Below are 21664 nucleotides of genomic sequence, written 5' to 3'. Positions count from 1 at the left end.
TTACTTGCACTTGTTGCGTGTCCGCCCCTCGGCGACCCGGGCCTTCATCTCCTCGCTGATCCGGTCGCCATAATTCTGGGTCAGCTCGCCATAGACCTTGCAGATCTCGGCGGCGGGCTTCTTGAGCTGGGTCAGCGCCTGGGCAAGGTAGAACAGGCTGTCCGGCGCGCGCTCGCCGTTCGGGTTGGTCTTGTAGTTCTGATAGAAGGCGACCGCCGCCAGGCTGGGGGCGCCGGCGTCCAGATAGGCGCGGCCCAGCAGGTTCTGCGCCCAGCTCGCGCGGCGATGCTTGGGATATTTGGTCGCGACCTGCTCCAGCTCCTTGCGCGCCTCCGGATAGAGCTTGGCGCTCCACAGGCGGTAGCCATAGACATATTGGTCCTCGGCCGCATCGCCGGTGCTGGGGCGCTCGATCGCGGCGACCTGCTGGGCGCGGTTGCCGGTGGCGGGCTGGGGCTTGTCGGCGGCGGGCGGCGGCGAAACGGGCGGTTTGCTGACCGGCGGGCGCACCGTTGCCTCGGCCGGCACGGTCGAAGGGCCGGGCACCGTCACGGGCGCCGGCACGTTGCCCGCCGTCTTGTCCTCCACCGCCGCCACGCGGATGTCGTTCGACCGCTTATAGGCGCTGAACGCATCCTCCATCAGCTTCAGCCGGTATTGCATCTGCTCGACCTGGCCGGTCAGCGTCGCCACCTGGCCTTCGAGTGAGGCGACCCGCTGGGTCAGGTCCGCGACCGGGCTGGAGGCGGGCAGGCCGGGGACGGTGGTGTTGCTCTCCGGCGCGATCTGCGGCTCGAAGGTCTGGCCGGCGCCGCCCGGGAACACCTTGCGCTGCACCGCGCGCATCTCGCGCTCCAGCCGGTCCACCCGCGCCTCCACCGGTGAAGTCTGGGCCTGAACGGGGGCCGACGCGCATGCGACGGCCGCGAGCGCCGATAAAGCGAACAGGAAACGCATTCTCACACCCCCCAAGGATGATGACGATCCAGCGATCGAAACTATAGCTGACACGAACCGGCTGTCGCCAGCCTTAAGGCTGTGGCGACGGATTGCCCGCCGGCGGCGCAACGGGCGCGGGCACCGGGACCACCGCCGGGGCGGCGGGGCGCGGCGTTTCCGTTGCGCGCGGCCGCGGCCGGCTGGCGGCCGCAGAGGGCGTCGCAGGCGAAGGCGAGGCGCTCGGGGCCGGTGACGGAGCCGTTCCGCCCGCGGCGCGCGCGCGCAGGGCATCGGCGCTCACCGGCACCTCGATCGACTGGCTCGGCGCGCCCAGCGGGGCCACGGCGGAGCCGTTGAGCAGCACCTGCAGCGCCTCCGGACGGCCGGTGCGGATCACCGGGCGATCGGCGTCCTGCGGCAGCTCATAGCGCTCGTCCTTCGCCAGCTCGCGCTCGAACAGCTTCTTGCCGTTGGCGTCGCTGATCCGCAGCCACACCTTGTCCAGCGCGACCAGCGTCACCTGGCCGCCCGTCTCCGCCACCGGGGAGGCGCTGGGCGTGGGCGAAGGATCGGCCGGCATCACCAGATCCTCGGGCGGGGCGACGCCGCCGCGCAGCCAATCGGTGCCATACCAGACCGCCGCGCCGGCGACGGCCAGAAGCGCGATGACGATGCCGATCCACACCAGCCCGCCGGGCGCGGCGCGATCCGTGTCGGATGCCTGATAGGCCGGGATCGCCGCCGGGCGCTCGATCGGCGCACCGCCCAGCTCCGAACGCAGCTCGCGCGCCACCGCCACCTCGTCCATGCCCACGGCGCGGGCATAGGCCTTGGCAAAGCCCAGCGCATAGGTGATCGACGGCAGCGTGGAATAGCCGGAGCGCTCGATCGTCTCCAGGTGGCGCTGCGGGATGCGGGTGCGCGCGGCGATCTCCGCCACGTCCAGGCCCATGGCCTCGCGCGCGGCGCGCAGCTTTTCGCCCACCTTGGCGGGAAAAAGCGTCGCTTCGGGCTCGGGCTGGGTGGGCTCGGGCTCGCCTTCCATCACGATCTCCGGCGGGAAGGGTTGCGCAAAGGCCCGCCTGTTCCCGGCCGGTGTCTAACAGGCGCTGGCGGCTGTCAACGCCGCAGCGCGGAATTCCGTCCCCGGATCAGGCCAGTTCGACCGAATGTTCCTCGGCCCATCGCGCCAGCGTGGCGCGCATGTTCTGCGGCGGATGATCCAGCATCGCCCCCATCTCGCTCATCAGCGCGCCGCGATCCAGCGTGCGCAGCATCGCCTTGATCGGTCCGACCGCCGCCGGCGTGATCGAAAGCCGCTCGATCCCCAGCCCGATCAGCGCCATCGCCTCCAGCGGGCGGCCGCCCATCTCGCCGCAGATCGCCACGGGCACGCCCGCCGCCTTGGCCTGTCCCGTCACGCGCCGCACGAAGCGCAGGATCGACGGGCTCAGCCAGTCATAGCGCAGCGCCAGCTTGGGATGCGCGCGATCGGCGGCGAACAGGAACTGGGTAAGGTCGTTGGTGCCCACCGACAGGAAATCCACCGTGGGCAGCAGCAGGTCCAGCACCTCGGCAAGCGCGGGCACCTCCAGCATCGCGCCATAGCGCACCTCGGCCGGCAGCTTGCGCCCGCGCGATCCCAGCCAGGCACGCTGCGCCTCGAACAGGCTGCGTGCCTCGTCGAACTCCCAGGGTTCGGAAACCATCGGGAACATCACGTTCAGCGTGCGCCCGGCCCCCGCCTCCAGCAGCGCGCGGGCCTGCGCCTTCATCAGCCCCTCACGATCGAGCGCGAGCCGCAGCGCGCGCCATCCCATCGCCGGGTTCTCCTCCTCGCCGCTCTCGTCATGGTCGAGATAGGGGAGCGCCTTGTCGCCGCCGATATCGACGGTGCGGAAGACCACCGGCCGCTCGCCCGCGGCGTCGAGCACGGACTTGTACAGCTTCTGCTGGTCCTGCTGGCGGGGCAGCGTGGCGGAGACCAGGAACTGGAATTCGGTGCGGAACAGGCCGATGCCATCGGCGCCGGTCAGGTCCAGCGCGGCCACATCGTCGCGCAGGCCCGCGTTGACCATCAGCGTCACGCGGTGCCCGTCCTTCGTGACCGGCGGCACGTTCTTTAGCTGGGCAAAGGCGGCGCGGCGCTTCTGGCTCAGCGCCAGCTTGGCCTCGAACGCTTCCTCGATCGCGCCGGTCGGGCGGATGAACAGCTTCTCCTCGCCCACGTCGAGCAGCAGCATGTCGCCCTCGGCCACCTGGCGCCGCACGTCGCGCACGCGGCCCAGCACGGGCACGCCCATCGCCCGCGCCACGATGGTGACGTGCGCGGTCAGCGATCCTTCCTCCAGCACCACGCCCTTCAGCCGCCGCCGGTCATATTCCAGCAGCTCGGCCGGGCCCAGGTTGCGCGCGATCAGGATCGAATCCTGGCGCAGCCCCATCTGCGCGGCGGTGCCGAGCTGGCCCGACACGATGCGGATCAGCCGGTTGGAGAGGTCCTCCAGGTCGTGCATCCGGTCGCGCAGCAGCGGATCGTCGATCTCGCGCATGCGCATGCGGGTGCGCTGCTGCACGCGCTCGATCGCCGCCTCGGCGGTCAGGCCGCTGTCGATCGCCTCGTTGATCCGGCGGCTCCAGCCCTCGTCATAGGCGAACATCTTGTAGGTCTCGAGCACCTCGTCATGCTCGCCGCCCACGCCGAATTCGGCCTGGCTGGCCATCCGGTCGATCTGCTCGCGCATCTTGTCGAACGCTGCATAGACGCGGTGGCGCTCGGCCTCGGTATCCTCGGCCACGGTATGCTCGATCGTAATACGCGGCTGGTGGAACACCGCCACGCCGCGCGCCATGCCGTCCACCAGCTTGAAGCCCAGCAGGCTGGTCGACTGGGTGGGTAGCGTCCGCTCGGTGCTCTGCGCCGCGGCATCGACCAGGCCGGCGTTGGCGATCAGTTCCGAAAGCACCATCGCCACGGTCTGCAGCGCCTCGATCTCCACCTCGTCGTAACGGCGCGGATCGGCATGCTGCACCGCCAGCACGCCAACCGCGCGCTCACGCCGGATGATCGGCACGCCGGCCAGGCTGTGGAACTTCTCCTCGCCCGTTTCGGGGCGATAGGCGAAATCGGGGTGGGCGGCCGCTTCGGCCAGGTTCAGCGTCGCGACATTGGCGGCGATCGTGCCTACCAGCCCCTCGCCCATCGCCAGCTTGGTGACGTGGACCGCCTCCTGCGCCAGCCCGCGCGTGGCGAACAGCTCCAGCACGCCCTCGCGCAGCAGGTAGATCGAGCAAACCTCGCTGTTCAGCGCGGTGCCGATGATCTCGACGACGGCGTTCAGCTTCGATTGCGCGGGCAGGCGCTTCGCCATCACGTCGTGAAGGCGGGTCAGGATCTCGCGAGCGGAAGCGGCAGCGCTGACGGGCATGGCCTTGCGCTAACAGATTGCGTGGCAAAGCGCCAAGTTTCCCCGCGAAAACGTGGCATGCGATATACCTTGCGTCGCACAGTGCTATGTGTCATACAGTGTGTGTCATACACGATGTGAGACACGGCAATGCCCGTCGAGGACGACCTGTTCGAAAAGCTTCGCGTCGAGCTGCGGCGCGGGTCGCTGGGGCTGGCGGTGATGGGCGCGTTGCGCGAGGAGCAATATGGCTACTCGCTCCGGCAGAAGCTGGAGCAGGCCGGGCTGCCGATCGACGAAGGCGCGCTCTATCCGCTGCTGCGCCGCCTGGAATCCCAGGGGCTGCTGACCAGCGAATGGCGCGAGGACGCGCGGCGCAACAAGCGCTTCTACCGGCTTTCCCCCGATGGCGAGCGCGTGCTCGCCGAACTGCTCGGCGAATGGAACGCGATCTCGGAATCGATCCTGCGCCTCACCGAAAGGGATCAGTGATGCAACTCTACGACCGCTATCTGGCGGCGATCCGCCGCAACCTGCCGCCCGCCAAGGCCGACGATATCGTCGCCGAGCTGCGCGACGATCTGCTGAGCCGCGCCGAGGCGCGCGAGGAGGCGCTGGGCCGTCCGCTCGAAAAGGCGGAGCAGGAGGCGCTGGTTAAGGAATTCGGCCGCCCGATGCTGGTCGCGGCGCGCTACCTCGATCACCAGCATCTGATCGGGCCGGAGCTGTTCCCTTATTATCGCACGGTGATGAAGCTGGTGCTTTCGATCCAGCTCATCGTGCTCGCGGTGCTGGCGGGGGTGGACATCGCCCTGGGATCGGGACGGCTGTGGCAGGCGGTGCCCCAGATGCTGGGTCAGTTCCTCTCGGCGGCGATCACCGCCTTCGCGATCGTGACGCTGATCTTCGCGGCGATCGAACGCCATGGCGGGCGGCGCCGGATCGAGGAGTGGGAAGTCGGCGACCTGCCGTCGATCGAGGATCTGGCGCGCAAGGATTCGCGGCGCGACGCGCCGTTCGAAATCGTGGTGGGGGCGTTGTTCCTGCTGTGGTGGATCGGCGCGATCCCCTTCCCGCCGCAGGGCTGGGACAAGTTCGTGCTGGTCCCCGCGCCGGTCTGGGCGCAGCTCCACCTGCCCATCGCGCTGCTGCTCGGCGCACGGCTCGTGATGAGCGTGCTGTCGCTGATGCCGTCGCGGCTGCCGGGATTGCGGCAGGCGCTGAACCTGGGGACGATCCTGGCGGGACTCGCGATCCTGTACCTGCTGTACCAGCCGGGCCATTGGGTCGATGTCCTGCCCGGCACCGCGGGCGGCGAGCAGGTGGCGAAGCTGGAATACAGCATCAACCTGTCGGTGCGCGTCACGATCGCGGTCTGCGCGGTGGTGTGGACGCTGGGGGCGATCGGCGGCGCGTGGAAATGGTGGCGCCGCCGCGGTTCGCCCGCGGACTGAACCTGCCCGCGGGAGGGGATCAGGCCGCCCGGCGCTCCAGCGCCTGGGCGGCCTCTTCCATCAGCGTGGCGATGATCCCGGCCACGGGTTCCTCCCGGGCGACCATGCCCACCGATTGGCCGGCCATCACGCTGCCATGCTCCACGTCCCCGTCGATCACCGCGCGGCGCAGCGCCCCGGCCCAGTAATGTTCGATCTGGAGCTGGGCCTCGCCCATCTCGATCCGCCCTTCGTCCAGTGCCTGCGCCACCTCGCGCTGCTTGGCGGTGAACAGCTCGCTGCCCGCGTTCTTCAGCGCGCGCACCGGGATTACGGGAAGGCGGGGGTCGATCTGGACGCTGGCCACCGCGTCGCGGGCGGAGGCGCGGATGAAGGCCTTTTTGAAGTTCGCATGCGCGATGCTCTCGGTCGCGCAGACGAAGCGGGTGCCGAGCTGAACGCCCGCGGCGCCCATGTCCAGATATCCGGCGATCGCCTCGCCCCGGCCGATGCCGCCGGCGACGAACACCGGCACCTGATCGGCCACCGCCGGCAGGATCTCCTGCGCCAGCACGCTGGTGGACACCGGGCCGATATGCCCGCCGGCCTCCATCCCCTCGACCACCAGCGCGTCCACGCCCGAACGGATCAGCTTCTTCGCCAGGCTCAACGCCGGGGCGAAGCAGATCAGCTTCGCGCCATTGGCCTTGATCGCGTCGAGCGATCCGGCCGGGGGCAGCCCGCCCGCCAGCACCACATGCCCCACCTGATGCTTCGCGCACACCGCGATCAGGTCAAAAAGCTGGGGGTGCATGGTGATCAGGTTGACGCCGAAGGGCTTGCCGGTCAGCGCCTTTGTGCCCGCGATTTCGGCGTCGAGCAGCTCGGGCGTCATCGCGCCGCAGGCGATCACGCCGAATCCGCCCGCGTTGGATATGGCGGCGACCAGGTTGCGCTCGCTCACCCACGACATGGCGCCGCCCAGGATGGCGACCTCGCTGCCCAGAAATTCCACGCCGCGCGCCATCCGGCGCTTCAGTCTGTCTTGGCCGATGCTCATGCAAGCGCGCCTAGCCCCGGTCAGGGATGCGCCGCAAGCGCGGAGTGGCGGCTCAGCTGCCCAGTGCGAGCAGGAAATCGGCGGTGCAGGTGTCGAGATCGGGCATGGGTCCGTTGCGATAACGCCGGGTCACTTCGCTGTACCGCTTGGAACGATAGGCGAAACCGCGGGGTTTTCCAGTGAGGCTAGGGACAAAGGACTCCACCGACTGATGGCGTCCGAGGGGGCATTGCGCCCGATAGGACGGCCACGCCGCCTCAAGGCGCGCTGCCGTTAGCGGAAATGCCCGAGGCAGCGCGCGGCCGGGTGCATTGGGCGGCTCGGTGCCGGAGGTGCAATGGCCCGTCAGCCGACCGTTGGCAAAGCTAACATCGACCGGTCCTGCAGGCATGCGGCAAGCGGCCCAGAGCACCGTCATGCGGCCGCCGTTGATCACCTGGGTGTTCTGGCCGCCGAACACGGACTGGACCCACAGGATCGATTTGTCGCAGTCGAGGCCGAGGATGCAGTAGACGAAGATGACCTCATAATCGCATTTGTTCGCGACCCGCTCTGGGCTGGGCATCGACAGGCAGTCGCCCGCCGCCCAGCTATCGTCGATCGCGGGGTAATAGAGCTTGCTGTTGTTCGCGCGCGGCGTCGGCGTCGGCGTGGTGCGATTGGGCTGGATTCCGGGGAGGCCAAGCCCGCGAAAGACGGGAGGGACTACGCCTTCCGCCGGGTGCGCGGCCTCCTGCGCAGCTGCGGGAATCGCAAGGCATAGCGCCAGGACCGTGAGTGCAATTCGCCCGATCATCTGTCCCTCCCCGCCGGTGGAGTGACCTGCAATATCGCGCAGGAACGCGATGTCCAGCGGCGAAGCTGCCTTGACCGGTTACGCGGCGCGCCGGCGTGCCGATCAGGCCGCGGCTTCTTCCGCGTCCAGCCCATAAGCGGTGTGGAGCAGCCGCACCGCCAGTTCGGTCTCGTCCTCGTGGATCAGCACGCTCACCTTGATCTCGCTGGTGGTGATCGCCTGGATGTTGATGCCGCGCTCGCCCAGCGTCTTGAACATCGTCGCCGCCACGCCCGCATGGCTGCGCATGCCCACGCCGACGATCGAGATCTTCGAAACGCGCGTATCGTGGCGCAGGTCGCGGTGGCCGATGTCGGGCTGGGCCTTCGCCAGCACGTCGATCGCGCGGGCCAGCTCGGCGCGGGGCACGGTGAAGGTCACGTCGGTCGAACCCGCCTCGTGCGCGATGTTCTGGATGATCATGTCCACGTTGATGCTGGCATCGGCGAGCGGGTTGAAGATGCTCGCCACCGCGCCGGGCCGGTCGGGCACCGCCAGCAGCGTCACCTTCGCCTCGTTCTTGTCGTGCGCGATGCCCGTGATGAGCTGGCGTTCCATGTCCTCGATCTCCTCTTCGCCCACGATCAGCGTGCCGCGATGCCCGTCGTCCCCGCGCGCATCCTCGAACGAGGAAAGCACGCGCACGCGCACCTTCTCCTTCATCGCCAGGCCCACGGAGCGCGTCTGCAGCACCTTGGCGCCGACGCTGGCGAGTTCGAGCATCTCTTCGTAGGTGATCTTCGAAAGCTTGCGCGCACGCGGCACGATGCGCGGGTCGGTGGTGTAGACGCCATCGACGTCGGTATAGATGTCGCAGCGGTCCGCCTTCATCGCGGCGGCTACGGCGACCGCGCTGGTATCCGATCCGCCGCGGCCCAGCGTGGTGATGCGCTCGTCGGCGGTCATGCCCTGGAACCCGGGGATCACCGCCACCTCGCCGCCGGCCAGGCTGGCGTTCAGCGCCACGGTGTCAATCTCCTCGATCCGCGCGCTGGAATGCGCGGCGGTGGTGTGGATCGGCAACTGCCAGCCCATCCAGCTCCGCGCCGGCACGCCGATCGCCTGGAGCGCGATGGCCAGCAATCCGCTGGTCACCTGCTCGCCGGAAGAGACCACCACGTCATATTCGCGCGTGTCGTAGAGCGAGCTTGCTTCGCGGCAGAAGCCGACCAGCCGGTCGGTCTCGCCCGCCATCGCGGAAACGACCACGGCGACCTGGTTGCCCGCCTCCCATTCGGCCTTCACCCGGCTGGCAACGTTGCGGATACGCTCGATGCCGGCCATCGAGGTGCCGCCGAACTTCATCACGATACGCGCCATGGTGGTATTTTGCCCCGGGACTTGGGAGGATCGGGGCCGCCTGATAGGAGCGCCGCATGGCGAAGGCAACCAAAGCTACGATTGACCCCCGCGAAGCTGAGCATTTCGGCCGGCTGGCGGCGGACTGGTGGGATCCCAAAGGCAGCTCGGCGATGCTCCACCGGCTCAATCCCGCGCGGCTGGCCTATCTGCGCGAGGCGGTGGACCGCCATTGGGACGGCGATTCCGGCGGATTCACCCCGCTCGCGGGCCGCACCGCGCTCGATCTGGGCTGCGGCGCCGGGCTGTTGACCGAGCCGCTCGCCCGTCTCGGCGCGCGGGCGACGGGGGTGGATGCCGCGCCCGAGAACATTGGCGCCGCGCGCGCGCATGCCGCCGCCGCGGGTCTCGACATCGAATATGTCGCGGGCGGCGTCGAGTCGCTGGCGGGGCGCCGGTTCGATCTGGTCGTGTCGATGGAGGTGATCGAGCATGTCGCCGACACCGAAGCCTTCGCCGCCGGGCTGGCGGGCGCGCTGGCGGAGGACGGGCTGATGGTGCTTTCCACGCCCAACCGCACCCCGCTCTCGCGCCTCGCGCTGATCACCGTCGGCGAAGGGCTGGGCGCGATCCCGAGGGGCACGCACGACTGGAACCGGTTCCTGCGGCCCGAGGAGCTGGGCGAACTGCTCGCCGCTGTGGGGCTGAAGGTGACGGACGTGCGCGGCCTTTCGTTCAGCCCCGCGCGCGGCTTCGTCCTCTCCGACGATACCAGCATGGACTATCTGGTGACGGCGGTGCGCGCCTGACCGCGCGTGGCCGCGCCCGGCTATTGCCCCATGTTCATCGCCGCCACCGGGCCGATGTCGATCGTATGCGCCCCGGTGTTCAGGTGGAATCCGACGCACAGGTCGCCCTTGGCATAGTCGCGGTCCGCCCGGCCCTGGACCTGGAACAGCTTCCACTCCCCGGTCGCTTCGGCCGATCCGGCGAAAACGGGGGTATAGGGATCGCGGGCGAGCTGGAGCTGGGCCGCGGCGATCCGGGCGGTGGCCTTTCCATCCTCCAGCTTCTCCGCGCGTGCCCAGAAATAGATCACGATCCGGTCGCCGGCCTTTACCGGAGCCAGTATGGGCACGTTGATTCCGATGCGCCATGGATCGCCGCCGCCGCCGGGCAGCGCCAGCCGCAGCGCGCGCCCCTCCTGCACGCTGGGATCCTTGTGCGCACGCGGCGCCTGTTTCAGCCCGAACACCTGGAAGCTGTCGGGCCGGCTGTTGTTGATGATCCGGTTCGCGGCCTCGGCCTCGGCGTCCTGCGCGGCGGCGGGAGCGACTGCCGGCAGGGCGGCGGCCAGCGCGAGCATCCCGAGCGCGAATCCCATGCGAAGCTTCATGGCATCTCTCCCCCAAGAGCGGACGGTTTCCGTCCTGCGGGGCTCAGCCTATGGCGCCTCGCCGGGGCGGGCAACGGCAAATTGTCGCACGTTGTCAGGAGGGGATTTCAGAACAGCCGCCCGCCGTTCGGCACGGGCTGCGAGGGGTGGAACAGCACCACCCTGCCCGCCTCGTCCGGAAAGCCCAGCGTCAGCACCTCCGACATCATCGGGCCGATCTGGCGCGGGGGGAAGTTGACCACCGCGGCCACCTGCACGCCCACCAGCGTTTCCGGCCGGTAATGTTCGGTGATCTGCGCCGACGATCGTTTGACGCCGATCGCGGGGCCGAAATCGATGGTCAGCTTGAACGCGGGCTTGCGCGCCTCCGGAAAGGGCTCGGCGGCGATCACCGTGCCGACGCGGATGTCCACCGCCAGGAACTGGTCGAAGCTGATCGTATCCGCCGCGGGCGCGGACGGATCATGGGTCATGTGCATGGGCCTGCTCCCGGGCTGTTGTCGCGCGCAGCTATCCGCGATGCCCGCGCGGCGCAAACCACGTTGACAGCGCATCGTCCGTTGCGGAGAGCGTGGGCATGGCCGATGTGAAGCTGCACCCGAGCTGGCTGGAGCCGCTGCGCGGCGAATTCGACAGCCCCTATATGGCGGCGCTCCGCCAGTTCCTGGTGGCGGAGAAGGCGGCGGGCAAGCGCATCTTCCCCGCCGGCAGCGAATGGTTCCGCGCGCTGGACCTGACCCCGCTGGAGCAGGTGCGCGTCGTCATCCTGGGGCAGGACCCCTATCATGGGCCAGGGCAGGCGCACGGCCTGTGCTTCTCGGTACGCCCCGGGGTTCGCACGCCGCCCAGCCTGGTCAACATCTACAAGGAGATCGAGGCGGACCTGGGCATCGCGCCCGCGCGCCACGGTTTCCTGGAACATTGGGCGAAGCAGGGGGTGCTGCTGCTCAACGCGGTGCTGACGGTGCAGATGGGCATGGCCGCGTCGCATCAGGGGCGCGGATGGGAACGGTTCACCGACGCGGTGATCCGGCTGGTCAACGCGCGGGCGGAGCCGGTCGTCTTCCTGCTGTGGGGCAGCCACGCCCAGAAGAAGGCCGCGTTCGTTGATTCGATCGATCGCGGCGGCCGCCATCTGGTGCTGAAGGCGCCGCATCCCTCGCCGCTGTCGGCGCACGGCGGCTTCTTCGGCTGCCGTCATTTCTCCAAGGCCAACGCCTTTCTGAAGGAACATGGCCAGAAACCGGTCGACTGGGCGCTGCCCGCCGCGGAGATGGTGGCCGCCGGGGCCTGACAAGCGCCGCGCGCGCCGCTAAGCTCCGGCGATTGCTGGGAGACATGCGCGTGAGGTTTCGGCGTTGGGTGGCGGCCATCAGCACGGCCGCGATGCTTGCGGGATGCGGCGGCGGGGGCGGCGGATCGACCTCCACGGGCGGCGGCGGCAGCGGCGGGGGTGGCGGCACGCCCACCCCGACGGCCTGTTCGCTGCGCGACCGGCAGAACTGGGTGCTGGCCCAGATGCGCGAATGGTATCTGTTCCCCGAAACGCTGCCCGCCAGCCTGGACCCTACGCCCTATGCCAGCGTGCAGGATTATATCGACGCGCTGACCGCGACCGCGCGATCGCAGGGCCGCGACCGCTATTTCACCTACATCACCTCGATCGCCGAGGAGAACGCCTATTACAGCTCGGGATCGAGCGCGGGCTTCGGCGTGCGGCTGAGCTATGACACGGGCGCGCGCCGCGTGTTCATCGCCGAGGCGTTCGAGGGCGCCCCGGCGCTGGCCGCGGGGCTCGACCGGGGCACCGAAATCCTGGCGATCGGCACCAGTTCCGGATCGTTGCAGACGGTTAACGCGCTGATGGCGTCGGGCGGGGCGGATGCCGTGGTCACCGCGCTCGGCCCGTCCACCGCGGGCACCACGCGCGTGCTGCGCGTCACCGATGCCGGGGGCACGCGCGAGGTTACGGTGGCCAAGGCGGATTACAACCTGACGCCCGTTTCCAGCCGCTATGGCGCGCGCATCATCACCGATGGCGCGCGGCAGGTGGGCTATGTCAACCTGCGCACCTTCATCGACACCGCCGATCCGGCGTTGCGCACCGCCTTCCAGCAGTTCCGCACCGCCGGGATCACCGATTTCGTGATCGACCTGCGCTACAACGGCGGCGGGCTCGTCTCGATCGCCGAGCTGATGGGCGACCTGATGGGCGCCAACCGCACCGGCAGCGAAGTGTTCGACTATATGACCTTCCGGCCGGAAAAGTCGTCGAACAACAGCGTCAATTATTTCGCGGTCCAGCCGCAGTCGGTGTCGCCGGTGCGCGTCGCCTTCATCGGCACCAGCGCCACCGCATCGGCCAGCGAGCTCGTGATCAACGGCTTCCTGCCCTATCTGGGCACCAGCATGGCGCTGGTGGGCGGCAACACCTATGGCAAGCCGGTGGGGCAGATCGCGCTCGATCGCACGGCCTGCGACGATCGGCTGCGCGTGATCGCCTTCGCGGTGGAGAACCGCGATCACCAGAGCAACTATTACAACGGCCTGGCCGGCACCGTGAGCCGCACCTGCCGCGCGGGCGATGATCTGACCCGCCAGCTCGGCGATCCGGCGGAGGCCTCGACGCGCGCCGCGCTCGATTTCCTGGCGGGCAACGCCTGCACCGCGATCACCGCGGACAGCGGCGGCGGCGGGCTGGAGCCGCAGGGCGCGCGGGTGCAGGTGACCGGCCCCGATGCGGAGCTGCAACCGCTGATGCCGCGCCGGCCGACCACGCCGCAGCGCGAGCTGCCCGGGTTGTTCTAGGCCGGTGTCCGGCGGCGCGATCCGCGGCGGATACCATCATGTGGACCTGAACGTCGGCGATCTGGCCGCGTCGCGGCGCGTGTACGGCCTCGTGCTCGAATTCCTCGGCTACACCATGGTCAAGGATACGGCGCGCGGCTGCGAATGGGATCTGCGCGGGCCGGGCGAGGGGCGCGGCGCATCGCTGGGCCTGCGCCAGTGCGATCCCGGAGAGGCGGGGCATGCCCACCGCCGCTACGCGCCGGGGCTCCACCACCTGGCGTGGCGCGCGGAAAGCCGGGCCGATGTGGACCGGCTGCACGCGCTGCTGGTGGCCGGGGGCGTGCCAGTGCTCGATCCGCCCGCGCACTATCCCGAATATTCGGGCGATTATTACGCGGTCTTTTTCGAGGATCCCGACGGGATCAAGCTGGAGCTGGTATACGCCCCCGGCTGGATCTGATGATCCGTCAGTCCTTGACCTGCTTCGCGGCGGTAAGCTGCTTGGTGCCGTCGAACCGCGCATAGACGGTCACGTCCCAGCGCGTCCCGTCGCTCAGCGTCAGCACGAAGCCATAGTTCATGCCGGCCACCACCTGCTGGCGCGGATTGCCGATCGCGGCGATCGTCGCGCCCGGGCGGTTGAGCTGCGCCAGCGCGAAATCGGCGGCGGCCTTCACCTCGGGATCGGCGGCATCGGCCGCGCCCCACCCGCCGGGGACCATCGCCTGCGGCTCGATCTGCTCGGATGCGGTGATCTCATAGTTGCCCGAGAGGTTGCGATAGACCTGCACGCGCAAGCGCGATCCGTCCGACAGCGTGAGGGCGAAGCGATAGTTCATCCCCGCCACCACCTGCTGCTGCGCATCGGCGATCGCGGTGATGGTCACGCCGGTGCGCCCCGTCTGGGCCAGCACCGCATCCGCCGCGGCGCGCACCCCGGCATCGTCGGCGGCAACGGCGCTCCAGCCGCCCACGACCGGCATCGGCGCTTCCTGCGCGGCGGCGCAGGCCGAAACGGTGGTTCCTCCGATCCCCAGCGCCAGCGCTGCGGCGACACCAAGCAACTTCATACGATAACCCTCCCCATGCGCGGCAACGGCCGCGGAAGCTCCCCTCGCCGGATACTCCGGCACCGGCAAAGAAGATGCCGGCGCACCGGCGTTAGCGGCCGGCATCCTTACGCTGGCTGAACGAAATGGCGAGGGCGGCCTATTTTTCCTGGCTGCTGGTGAGCGTGTAGGCGCCGTCCCATTTGCGATAGACCACCACTTCCCACAGGTTGCCGTCGGTAAAGACCAGCGTCATGCGATAGTTGGTACCGGCCACCACCTGGGTATAGACGTCCACGATCTCGGCCAGCTCCGCGCCCGGCACGTCGAGCTGGTTGAACGCCCAGATGGCAGCGGCCTCGATATCCGGCGTGATCTTGTCCTGAGGCTTCCAGCCGCCCACGCTGGGCACCGGCTTGCCGGGGATCGTCTGCGCGGAAGCCGCGGACGGGGCCAACAGGCAGGCTGCGCCGAAAGCAGCGGCGGCGAGTGCGAGCTTTTTCATAAGACTATCCTCCCAACGGGCGCGAAGCGTGACGCCCGCGCAACAACCCCCCGGTTGCGGCGCGTTTCTGCCATGTATCCGTTGCGCGTCAAAGCGGGATTCGCGCGCCCGCGCCTGCCCTCAGCGGTTGGCGCACAGCCTGGCGTAGTCCGCTTCCTGCACGGGCAAGATCTCCAGCAGCGCGTTATGCTTCTCCACGGCGGCGTTATAGTCGCCGGTCTCGCCCAGCTTGTCCGCATATTCGGCGATCCGGACCAGCAACCGTTTTGCCTCGCCCAGATGATAGATGCTTGAGCCCAGCAGCTTGCAGCCGGCGCCGAAATCCCTCTCCTCGCTCATGCGTTCGCGCAGCCGCTGGATCTCGTCGAGCTCCTTGTTCAGGTCGCGGACGCCGAAATTATACTGCATGACGTAGAAGTCGGCCCCCTGCGCGGCCGCCGGCTGGGCGGCCAGCAGGAGCGGGGCGAGGGACAGCGACGCGAAGGCAAGGCGGGGCATGGTTCGATCCGCTTCGATGGATGACGCCATGGTGATGGCGCGTGCCGGGGCGGCGGGCAAGCGCGGACGCGAATGCCGATGCCGCCCGGATGCGCGGCCCGCAGGGCCTATTCGGCCGTGCCCTCGTCCGCCTTCCCGTCGATGCCCTTCGCCACCTCCTTGCGGATCTTGGTTCGCTGGGCGGCGGCGGTCGGCGTCCTCTTGCCGGGGCGCCAAAATCTTGCGGCGCGACCCGGCACCGGATCAGGCGCAGCCTTCCGAATAGCCCAGCACCGGTTCCGCGCCGGCGTGGATGATCGACAGCTTGCCATCCTCGCCGATCTCGAAGCGCAGGCCTGGGTTGCGGCCCTTCGTGCCGGGCGTCGTCAGGTTCTTCGCGGGGGCCGGCGTATAGTCATGGGGGCGTTCGATCAGCCCCGGATAGGCGGCGCGCACGGCCGCCTCGGTGGCGCCGATGCCGATGCCGGTCGCCAGCTTGACCGCGGTTCCCTCAACCACGCTGATCCGCCGCACCGCGCCGTCCTCGACGATGGCGTAGACGCCGGGGAAGGCCGCGGCGCTATAGGTGATGCAGCTATCCGAAGCCTGCTGCTCATCCTTCTTCCAGGCCGTGCCAGCCGGCAGCGGCTCGCCGATCCGCAGCTCGGCCAGCCCCTCGGGGGTCAGCACATTGGCGGCGGCGGCGGCGGCGGCGGCGGGCGAGGGTGCTGTGGCCGGCGCGGCCGCATTGGCGTCAACCGCATTGGCCGCGGCGTCGTTGGCGGGGGTCTCCGCCGGCTTCGGCGAGCAGGCGGGGAGCGAGAGGGCGAGCGCGCCCAGGGCAAGCAGGTGCTTCATGCCCGCAACAATGCGCGAACGCCGCCGCCGGACGCAACTGGACGGGTATCCAGTCGCACCGGACGAACGGCTAAAGTCTGACCGCCAGTGGCGGCATTGGCTCCACTCTGCGCTGCCTTTCCAACGATGCTGCGGATGGCCGGAACCTCAGGCCTGCGCTTCAGCCGCAGCGCTGGTCCTTCAGCAGGCGGACCTTGGCGAGCTGGGTCTCCAGCTCCTCGAAGGTCGCCTGGGCGCTGGTATAGGCGCTCTGGTCGCCCGAGCTCGACGCGAGCTGCTTCATCAGGTTGAGCGAGGCGAGCGCATCGAAACCCAGCTCGCGGATGCGGTCGATATGCCGGCAGCCCTCGGCGGCATCCGGCGCGGCGCGCATCAGCGTCAGTTCGCGCTGCATCTCGGCCTTGTCGGCATTCACCGTATCGGCGTGGCGGTTGTAGGCTTCGATCGAGGCGTCGCTCATCTGCGCATGCGCAGGGGCGGCGAGGAACAGCAGCGCGGCAGCGCCGGCGGCCGCGAACAGGGCCGGTACATTCGGCATGGAATCGCTCCGGATGGGAGTTGGCGGAAGATCAAGTCCCCGGCGGGCGCCGGACGCCCGCGATCAGGGCATCCGGCGGCGGGCCTTGTCAATCATGCTCGCGTCCGTTGGCGCCGATATAGAGTTCGCTGCCGGTCTCGCGATATTTCTCGCTCATCGCCTGCATGCCCTTCTCCGCATCCTCCGCCGATGCGGCGATGAAGGTTTCCGCGCCCTGATTCTGCTTGGCGGCGAAATCGCGGACCTCCTGCGTGATCTTCATCGAGCAGAATTTGGGGCCGCACATGCTGCAGAAGTGCGCGGTCTTGGCGCCTTCCGCCGGCAGGGTCTGGTCGTGATATTGCTCCGCCGTGTCGGGGTCGAGCGACAGGTTGAACTGGTCGCGCCAGCGGAATTCGAAGCGGGCGCGGGATAGGGCGTCGTCGCGGACCTTGGCGGCCGGGTGCCCCTTCGCCAGATCGGCGGCATGGGCGGCCAGCTTGTAGGTGACGACGCCGACCTTCACGTCGTCGCGGTCGGGCAGCCCCAGATGCTCCTTGGGCGTGACGTAGCAGAGCATCGCCGTGCCATACCAGCCGATCATCGCCGCGCCGATGCCGCTGGTGATATGGTCATATCCCGGCGCGATATCGGTGGTGAGCGGCCCGAGCGTGTAGAAGGGCGCCTCGCCGCAGGCGGCGATCTGCTTGTCCATATTCTCCTTGATCTTGTGCATCGGCACATGGCCGGGGCCTTCGATCATCACCTGCACGTCCTGCTCCCAGGCGCGCTTGGTCAGCTCGCCCAGCGTGTAGAGCTCGGCGAACTGCGCCTCGTCGTTGGCATCGGCGATGCTGCCGGGGCGCAGGCCATCGCCCAGCGAATAGGCGATGTCATACGCCTTCATGATCTCGGTGATCTCGTCGAAGCGCTCGTAGAGGAAGCTCTCCTTGTGGTGCGCCAGGCACCATTTCGCCATGATCGATCCGCCGCGGCTGACGATGCCGGTCACGCGCTTCGCGGTGAGCGGGATATAGGGCAGGCGCACGCCGGCATGGATGGTGAAGTAATCCACGCCCTGTTCGGCCTGCTCGATCAGCGTGTCGCGGAAGATCTCCCAGGTCAGCTCCTCGGCGATGCCGCCCACCTTCTCCAGCGCCTGATAGATCGGCACGGTGCCGATCGGCACGGGCGAATTGCGCAGGATCCATTCGCGCGTGTCGTGGATGTTGCGTCCGGTGGAGAGGTCCATGACGGTGTCCGCGCCCCAGCGGATCGCCCACACCATCTTGTCCACCTCGCTCGCCACGTCGCTCGCGACGGCGGAGTTGCCGATGTTGGCGTTGATCTTGACCAGGAAGTTGCGGCCGATCGCCATCGGCTCGCTTTCCGGGTGGTTGATGTTCGACGGGATGATGGCGCGGCCGCGCGCCACCTCGTCGCGGACGAACTCGGGCGTCACATAATCGGGGATGGCGGCGCCCCAATCCTGCCCGTCGCGCACATATTCGGCCAGCCGCTCGCGGCCCAGATTCTCGCGCGTGGCGACATATTCCATCTCGGGCGTAACGATGCCGCGGCGGGCATAGTGCATCTGCGAGACGTTCATGCCCGGCTTCGCACGCAACACCTGCTTGCGCACGTGCGGGAAGGGCTGGACGCCGCCGGAGCGATCGGGGCCGAGCTGGCCGTTGTCCTCCGGCTTCACCGCGCGCTGGGGCACCTCCTCCACGTCGCCGCGCGCGCGGATCCAGTCGCGGCGCAGCTCCGGCAGCCCGGCCATGATGTCGATGCGCGCGTCGGGGTCGGTATAGGGGCCGCTGGTGTCATAGACGCGCACCGGCGCCTCGCCGCTGCCGGGCTCCAGCCGGATCTCGCGCATCGCCACGCGATGGGGGCCGACATGGATCTTGGCGGAGCCGCGGATCGGGCCGGTGGTGACGCCGATCTCGGCCTTTGCGGGAATGTCTGCCATGTCGTGTCCTCAGTTCAGGATGCCGGCCGCGCCGGCGATGATCAGGATGGCCCCGGCGAGCATCACGCCCGCGCCCCAGGGCCGCGAATAACGCAGCAGCGGCCGGCCCATCGCCAGCCACGCGCCGGGGATCGCGATCAGCGCGAGCCCCTTGACGATCGAGCCGAGCCCGATCCCCGAAACCACGATGGCGAGCGGATCGCTCCAGCCGCCCGGCAACAGCACCACAAGCGCGCCGAACAGCACCGCCACCAGCCCGATGGCGGCGTTGAGCGCGGGGGAGCGCTCCATCTCCTCCACCATGCGCGGCCATAGCGTGGCGTCGCGCAGCCCGGCGAAGCCCAGGGCGATCATCACCGCGCCTTCGACCACGGCGAGCTGATAGGTGATGGGATCGGCAGTCGTCAGCATCGCGCGTCCATCCTCTTCGCAAGGGCAAGGGACGGATCACGGATTTCGGCCGCGCTCCCTCCCTCCGCCGGTGTCAGCCGGATCAGGTTCAGCGGGTCGCAGGCTGCAGCCTGCCTCTCAGCCGCGCGTCAGCGGCCCCCCGGGGATGGACGGAGCTTAGGCGCGATGCGGGGCGGCGTCCAGCGCGGCGGCAAGGCGCGGCTCAGAAGGTGTAGGCAAGGCCCAGCATGCCGGTCCACTGGTTGGGCGAACCGGCGACGCTGGTGACGGGCGAGGCGGCCGAATCGTCGAGCATGCGGCGGTAGGATCCGGCGCCGACCAGCGCCAGGCCGCGCGTCAGGTCGCCGGTCAGCGATACCGCGGCATAGCTGGCGATCGTCCAATCCTTCCAGCCCTTTCCGGCGCTGAAGACGGGCAGGCCGCTCGCCGCGCTGCCGGGCGCATCGACGCTGAAATAATAATCGGCATAGCCCCGCCCGACATAATCGGCCGACAGGTTGATGCCGATATAGGCCGTGGTGCTCAGCGGCGTGCTGTAGTCGATCGCCGGGGTGATCACATAGCTGCCGTGCGCGCCCAGCACGTCGTGGACATAGGCCAGCGAGACGCCCAGCTTGTCGTAATCGCTGGTCACCACCCCCTGGCGCGCGATCCCGGCGAAGGCCCCGGTCTCCAGCGCGATGTCACGCTTGGGCAGCTTCTTCACCTGCGCGTCGACGATCGACGAATGGCGGTTGAAATTGGCCTGGATCACCGGGCCTAGCTGGATGTCCCAGCCGGGGCCGCTGGAGGTGGGCACCAGATCGGCCCAGAAGCGGTTGCCGCGAAGCATGAAGTTGATGCCCGACACGCGGCCGCGCAGCCCGGGAATGATCGAGAAGGCGGTGTCGTCCGACCCTTCGTAGCTGGGGACCACGCCAGCGGCCAGGCCGATGGTCAGCCCGTCGCCCTCCAGCGCCGCGGTGTCGACCGGCGGCGGCGCATCGCCTTCCTGCGCCTGCGCCTGCGCCTGCGCCGGGGCGGCGGCGAGCAACGCGGCGATGGCGGCAAACGGGGCGGCGGCGCAGGCGGGGACTTTCACAGGGGCATGCTCCGGGGACGTGTTGCAGTTGCGAAACGCAACGCAGGGATATTCGCTCCCGCGCTTCGTCGCAATTGCGTCATGATTACGTCACGGGAATGAAATCATGGTTACCGCGCGAAACCGCCCAGCCCCGCGTCGGTGCCGCACAGCCGGTCCCAGAAGCGGAAATACAGGCCGTAGTTGCAGCGATATCGGTCGTGGTGGCGCTGGTGGTGGCTCGCGGTGATCAGCCATCGCCCGGCGGGGCCATGCACCAGCCAGCGCGGGAATATCTCCCACCCCATATGGTTGGTGACGCCCATCACGGTCATCACCGTCAGCACCACGCCCAGCGCGGCGGCGTGGATCGGCACGGCGAACACCAGCGCGGGGATCACGATCGCGCCGGTCAGCGCCTCCACCCAATGGAAGCTCATCGCCGCCCAGGCGGTGGGCGGGCGGCTGGCATGGTGGACGGCATGGGCGATGCGGAACCATCGCGGCCGGTGCATCAGCCGGTGCGTCCAGTAAAACCAGGTGTCGTGCGCCAGCAGGTAGAGCAGCACCGACAGCGGCAGATACCAGAGCGGATAGGCGTGGACGTCGGTGTAGATCAGCGTCCAGCCGCGGTTCTGCCAGCCCCAGGCGACGATCCCGGCGGGCACGCCATAGACCGCGGCGCTGGCGAGGCTCCAGCCGATCTCCATGCGGATCTGGCGGCCCATGCCGTGATAGAGGCCGGGGCAGCGCAGCCGGGTCGCAAGATCGAAGCCGCCGCTCGCGATCAGATAGCGCACGCCGACGATCAGCGTCATCGCCAATGCCGAAAGCAGGATCGGGATCGTCACGTCAGCCATCGCCGCGCCTCCATGGCATGGTGGAGGGCAGGAATCACGCCATCCCGGCAAAGATAGACGGTGCGAGGCCGCGGCCGGGCAGGCGGCGCGGCTTCTCCGCCGGCTGCGGGACCACGGCTAGGATTGAGAATCGCCGTCCGGCTTGCCCGCGATCATGTCGACGCAGGCGGCGGCGATCGCCTCCAGCTCCTCGCGCGGGCGGCCGGTGCGCGCGCGGATGCTGAGCGCCTGGAGCACCGATACGGCCAGGTGCGCATGCGCCTCCGGCGTCGGGCTGCCCGCGTCGGCCAGCATCGTCCGCAGCGCGCGATCCTCAAGGTCGAGGACGCGGGAGAGCATCGCGCGGATATCCGGATCGGTCACCGCCTCGGCCACCGCGGTGTTGAGCGCGATGCAGCCGGAGGGGCCGAACTCGCCGTCCAGATAGACCTTGATCGAAAAGCGGAACATCCGCTCCAGCATCTCGCGCAGCGGCAGCTTCGCCTCGATCAACCCGGCGAAGCTCTGTTCCAGCCAGCCATAGGTGCGTTCGAGCGCCGCCAGATAGAGCGCGCGCTTGTCGCCGAACGCCGCCGCCAGGCTGGGCCGCGCGACGCCGGTGACCGCGGCCAGCTCGTCGAGCGAGGTGGCCGAATAGCCGCGCGTGCGGAAACGCGCGCTCGCCGCCTGCAGCGCCAGGTCCTGATCGAAGGCGCGCGGACGGCCGCGCGCGCGCTTTTCTGTGCGATCTCGCATAAAATTCCTTGACCCGGTTATTTTTATGCGGAATCGTAAGAAAATCAAGTTCGGGGAG

24 protein-coding genes and 1 riboswitch are annotated in these 21664 nt (G+C 68.9%); of the genes, 6 read left to right on the top strand and 18 right to left on the bottom strand.

The window, feature by feature from the left end; genetic code table 11:
• The 3 genes from OM513_RS01165 to ptsP form a co-directional block, all read right to left on the bottom strand.
• The gene (locus tag OM513_RS01165) at positions 1-957 is read right to left on the bottom strand and encodes a tetratricopeptide repeat protein (protein WP_264942313.1); all 957 of its coding nucleotides are present in this window, start codon (positions 955-957) and stop codon (positions 1-3) included.
• 73 nt (positions 958-1030) lie between these two features.
• Positions 1031-1984, bottom strand: coding sequence for a helix-turn-helix domain-containing protein (locus OM513_RS01160; RefSeq protein ID WP_264942312.1), 954 nt, complete (start codon positions 1982-1984; stop codon positions 1031-1033).
• 106 nt (positions 1985-2090) lie between these two features.
• The gene (gene ptsP / locus OM513_RS01155; protein ID WP_264942311.1) at positions 2091-4367 is read right to left on the bottom strand and encodes a phosphoenolpyruvate--protein phosphotransferase; all 2277 of its coding nucleotides are present in this window, start codon (positions 4365-4367) and stop codon (positions 2091-2093) included.
• 129 nt (positions 4368-4496) lie between these two features.
• Here ptsP and OM513_RS01150 point away from each other — a divergent pair, with 129 nt between their 5' ends.
• Together OM513_RS01150 and OM513_RS01145 are read left to right on the top strand one after the other, a co-directional pair.
• Positions 4497-4838 carry a PadR family transcriptional regulator gene (locus tag OM513_RS01150; RefSeq protein WP_264942310.1) on the top strand — a complete coding sequence of 114 codons (342 nt, stop codon included), beginning with the start codon at positions 4497-4499 and terminating at the stop codon, positions 4836-4838.
• Positions 4838-5800: an HAAS signaling domain-containing protein gene (locus tag OM513_RS01145; RefSeq protein WP_264942309.1), complete on the top strand. Its 963-nt coding sequence runs from the start codon at positions 4838-4840 to the stop codon at positions 5798-5800. The genes OM513_RS01150 and OM513_RS01145 overlap by 1 nt, the downstream gene beginning before the upstream one ends.
• A 19-nt stretch (positions 5801-5819) precedes the next feature.
• Here the strand turns inward: OM513_RS01145 and OM513_RS01140 are convergent, their stop codons facing one another.
• The 3 genes from OM513_RS01140 to OM513_RS01130 all read right to left on the bottom strand — a co-directional run bounded on the left by OM513_RS01140 (position 5820) and on the right by OM513_RS01130 (position 8994).
• The gene (locus tag OM513_RS01140; protein ID WP_264942308.1) at positions 5820-6839 is read right to left on the bottom strand and encodes an NAD(P)H-dependent flavin oxidoreductase; all 1020 of its coding nucleotides are present in this window, start codon (positions 6837-6839) and stop codon (positions 5820-5822) included.
• A gap of 52 nt (positions 6840-6891) precedes the next feature.
• Positions 6892-7635, bottom strand: coding sequence for a hypothetical protein (locus tag OM513_RS01135; protein ID WP_264942307.1), 744 nt, complete (start codon positions 7633-7635; stop codon positions 6892-6894).
• Positions 7636-7737: 102 nt separating this feature from the next.
• Entirely contained in the window at positions 7738-8994 is a 1257-nt protein-coding gene (locus OM513_RS01130) for an aspartate kinase (RefSeq protein ID WP_264942306.1), read from the bottom strand.
• Between the two features lie 56 nt (positions 8995-9050).
• On the opposite strand from OM513_RS01130, the gene ubiG reads away from it, so the two are divergent.
• Positions 9051-9782: a bifunctional 2-polyprenyl-6-hydroxyphenol methylase/3-demethylubiquinol 3-O-methyltransferase UbiG gene (ubiG, locus tag OM513_RS01125; protein WP_264942305.1), complete on the top strand. Its 732-nt coding sequence runs from the start codon at positions 9051-9053 to the stop codon at positions 9780-9782.
• A 20-nt stretch (positions 9783-9802) separates the two neighbouring features.
• Here the strand turns inward: ubiG and OM513_RS01120 are convergent, their stop codons facing one another.
• A complete protein-coding gene (locus OM513_RS01120) occupies positions 9803-10369 on the bottom strand; it encodes a carbohydrate binding domain-containing protein (RefSeq protein ID WP_264942304.1) in 567 nt (188 codons plus the stop codon).
• A 107-nt stretch (positions 10370-10476) separates the two neighbouring features.
• A complete protein-coding gene (locus OM513_RS01115) occupies positions 10477-10848 on the bottom strand; it encodes a tRNA-binding protein (protein WP_264942303.1) in 372 nt (123 codons plus the stop codon).
• A 98-nt stretch (positions 10849-10946) separates the two neighbouring features.
• Between OM513_RS01115 and ung the strand changes: the two genes are divergently transcribed.
• The 3 genes from ung to OM513_RS01100 are packed head-to-tail and all read left to right on the top strand — an operon-like array spanning position 10947 to position 13619.
• Positions 10947-11663, top strand: coding sequence for a uracil-DNA glycosylase (gene ung / locus OM513_RS01110; RefSeq protein ID WP_264942302.1), 717 nt, complete (start codon positions 10947-10949; stop codon positions 11661-11663).
• 44 nt (positions 11664-11707) lie between these two features.
• Complete coding sequence (locus tag OM513_RS01105) at positions 11708-13177, top strand: S41 family peptidase (RefSeq protein ID WP_264942301.1); 1470 nt, start codon at positions 11708-11710, stop codon at positions 13175-13177.
• A gap of 4 nt (positions 13178-13181) precedes the next feature.
• Positions 13182-13619 carry a VOC family protein gene (locus OM513_RS01100; RefSeq protein ID WP_264942300.1) on the top strand — a complete coding sequence of 146 codons (438 nt, stop codon included), beginning with the start codon at positions 13182-13184 and terminating at the stop codon, positions 13617-13619.
• A 7-nt stretch (positions 13620-13626) separates the two neighbouring features.
• On the opposite strand, the gene OM513_RS01095 is transcribed toward OM513_RS01100, so the two are convergent.
• The 10 genes from OM513_RS01095 to OM513_RS01050 form a co-directional block, all read right to left on the bottom strand.
• Positions 13627-14229: a cystatin domain-containing protein gene (locus OM513_RS01095; protein WP_264942299.1), complete on the bottom strand. Its 603-nt coding sequence runs from the start codon at positions 14227-14229 to the stop codon at positions 13627-13629.
• A 139-nt stretch (positions 14230-14368) separates the two neighbouring features.
• The gene (locus OM513_RS01090; RefSeq protein WP_264942298.1) at positions 14369-14713 is read right to left on the bottom strand and encodes a cystatin domain-containing protein; all 345 of its coding nucleotides are present in this window, start codon (positions 14711-14713) and stop codon (positions 14369-14371) included.
• A gap of 120 nt (positions 14714-14833) precedes the next feature.
• Positions 14834-15211 (bottom strand): hypothetical protein, encoded by a 378-nt coding sequence (locus OM513_RS01085; protein WP_264942297.1) that lies wholly within the window; start codon positions 15209-15211, stop codon positions 14834-14836.
• 243 nt (positions 15212-15454) lie between these two features.
• Complete coding sequence (locus OM513_RS01080) at positions 15455-16048, bottom strand: hypothetical protein (RefSeq protein WP_264942296.1); 594 nt, start codon at positions 16046-16048, stop codon at positions 15455-15457.
• Positions 16049-16208: 160 nt separating this feature from the next.
• Entirely contained in the window at positions 16209-16586 is a 378-nt protein-coding gene (locus tag OM513_RS01075) for a hypothetical protein (RefSeq protein WP_264942295.1), read from the bottom strand.
• Positions 16587-16674: 88 nt separating this feature from the next.
• Positions 16675-18540: a phosphomethylpyrimidine synthase ThiC gene (thiC, locus tag OM513_RS01070; RefSeq protein ID WP_264942294.1), complete on the bottom strand. Its 1866-nt coding sequence runs from the start codon at positions 18538-18540 to the stop codon at positions 16675-16677.
• A 9-nt stretch (positions 18541-18549) separates the two neighbouring features.
• Positions 18550-18951 (bottom strand): hypothetical protein, encoded by a 402-nt coding sequence (locus tag OM513_RS01065; protein WP_264942293.1) that lies wholly within the window; start codon positions 18949-18951, stop codon positions 18550-18552.
• 42 nt (positions 18952-18993) lie between these two features.
• Positions 18994-19103, bottom strand: a riboswitch (TPP riboswitch).
• 50 nt (positions 19104-19153) lie between these two features.
• Positions 19154-20032, bottom strand: a complete 879-nt coding sequence (locus OM513_RS01060) for a MipA/OmpV family protein (protein WP_264942292.1) — start codon at positions 20030-20032, stop codon at positions 19154-19156.
• Between the two features lie 110 nt (positions 20033-20142).
• The gene (locus OM513_RS01055; RefSeq protein WP_264943006.1) at positions 20143-20862 is read right to left on the bottom strand and encodes a sterol desaturase family protein; all 720 of its coding nucleotides are present in this window, start codon (positions 20860-20862) and stop codon (positions 20143-20145) included.
• Between the two features lie 126 nt (positions 20863-20988).
• On the bottom strand, positions 20989-21606 hold the full coding sequence (locus OM513_RS01050; protein WP_264942291.1) for a TetR/AcrR family transcriptional regulator: 618 nt from the start codon (positions 21604-21606) through the stop codon (positions 20989-20991).
• Positions 21607-21664 lie beyond the last annotated feature (58 nt).

Source organism: Sphingomonas canadensis, assembly GCF_026013525.1.
Taxonomy (GTDB): domain Bacteria; phylum Pseudomonadota; class Alphaproteobacteria; order Sphingomonadales; family Sphingomonadaceae; genus Sphingomonas; species Sphingomonas canadensis.
Note: the sequence above shows the minus strand (reverse complement) of the source record. Positions and strands in the feature narration are given on the sequence as shown.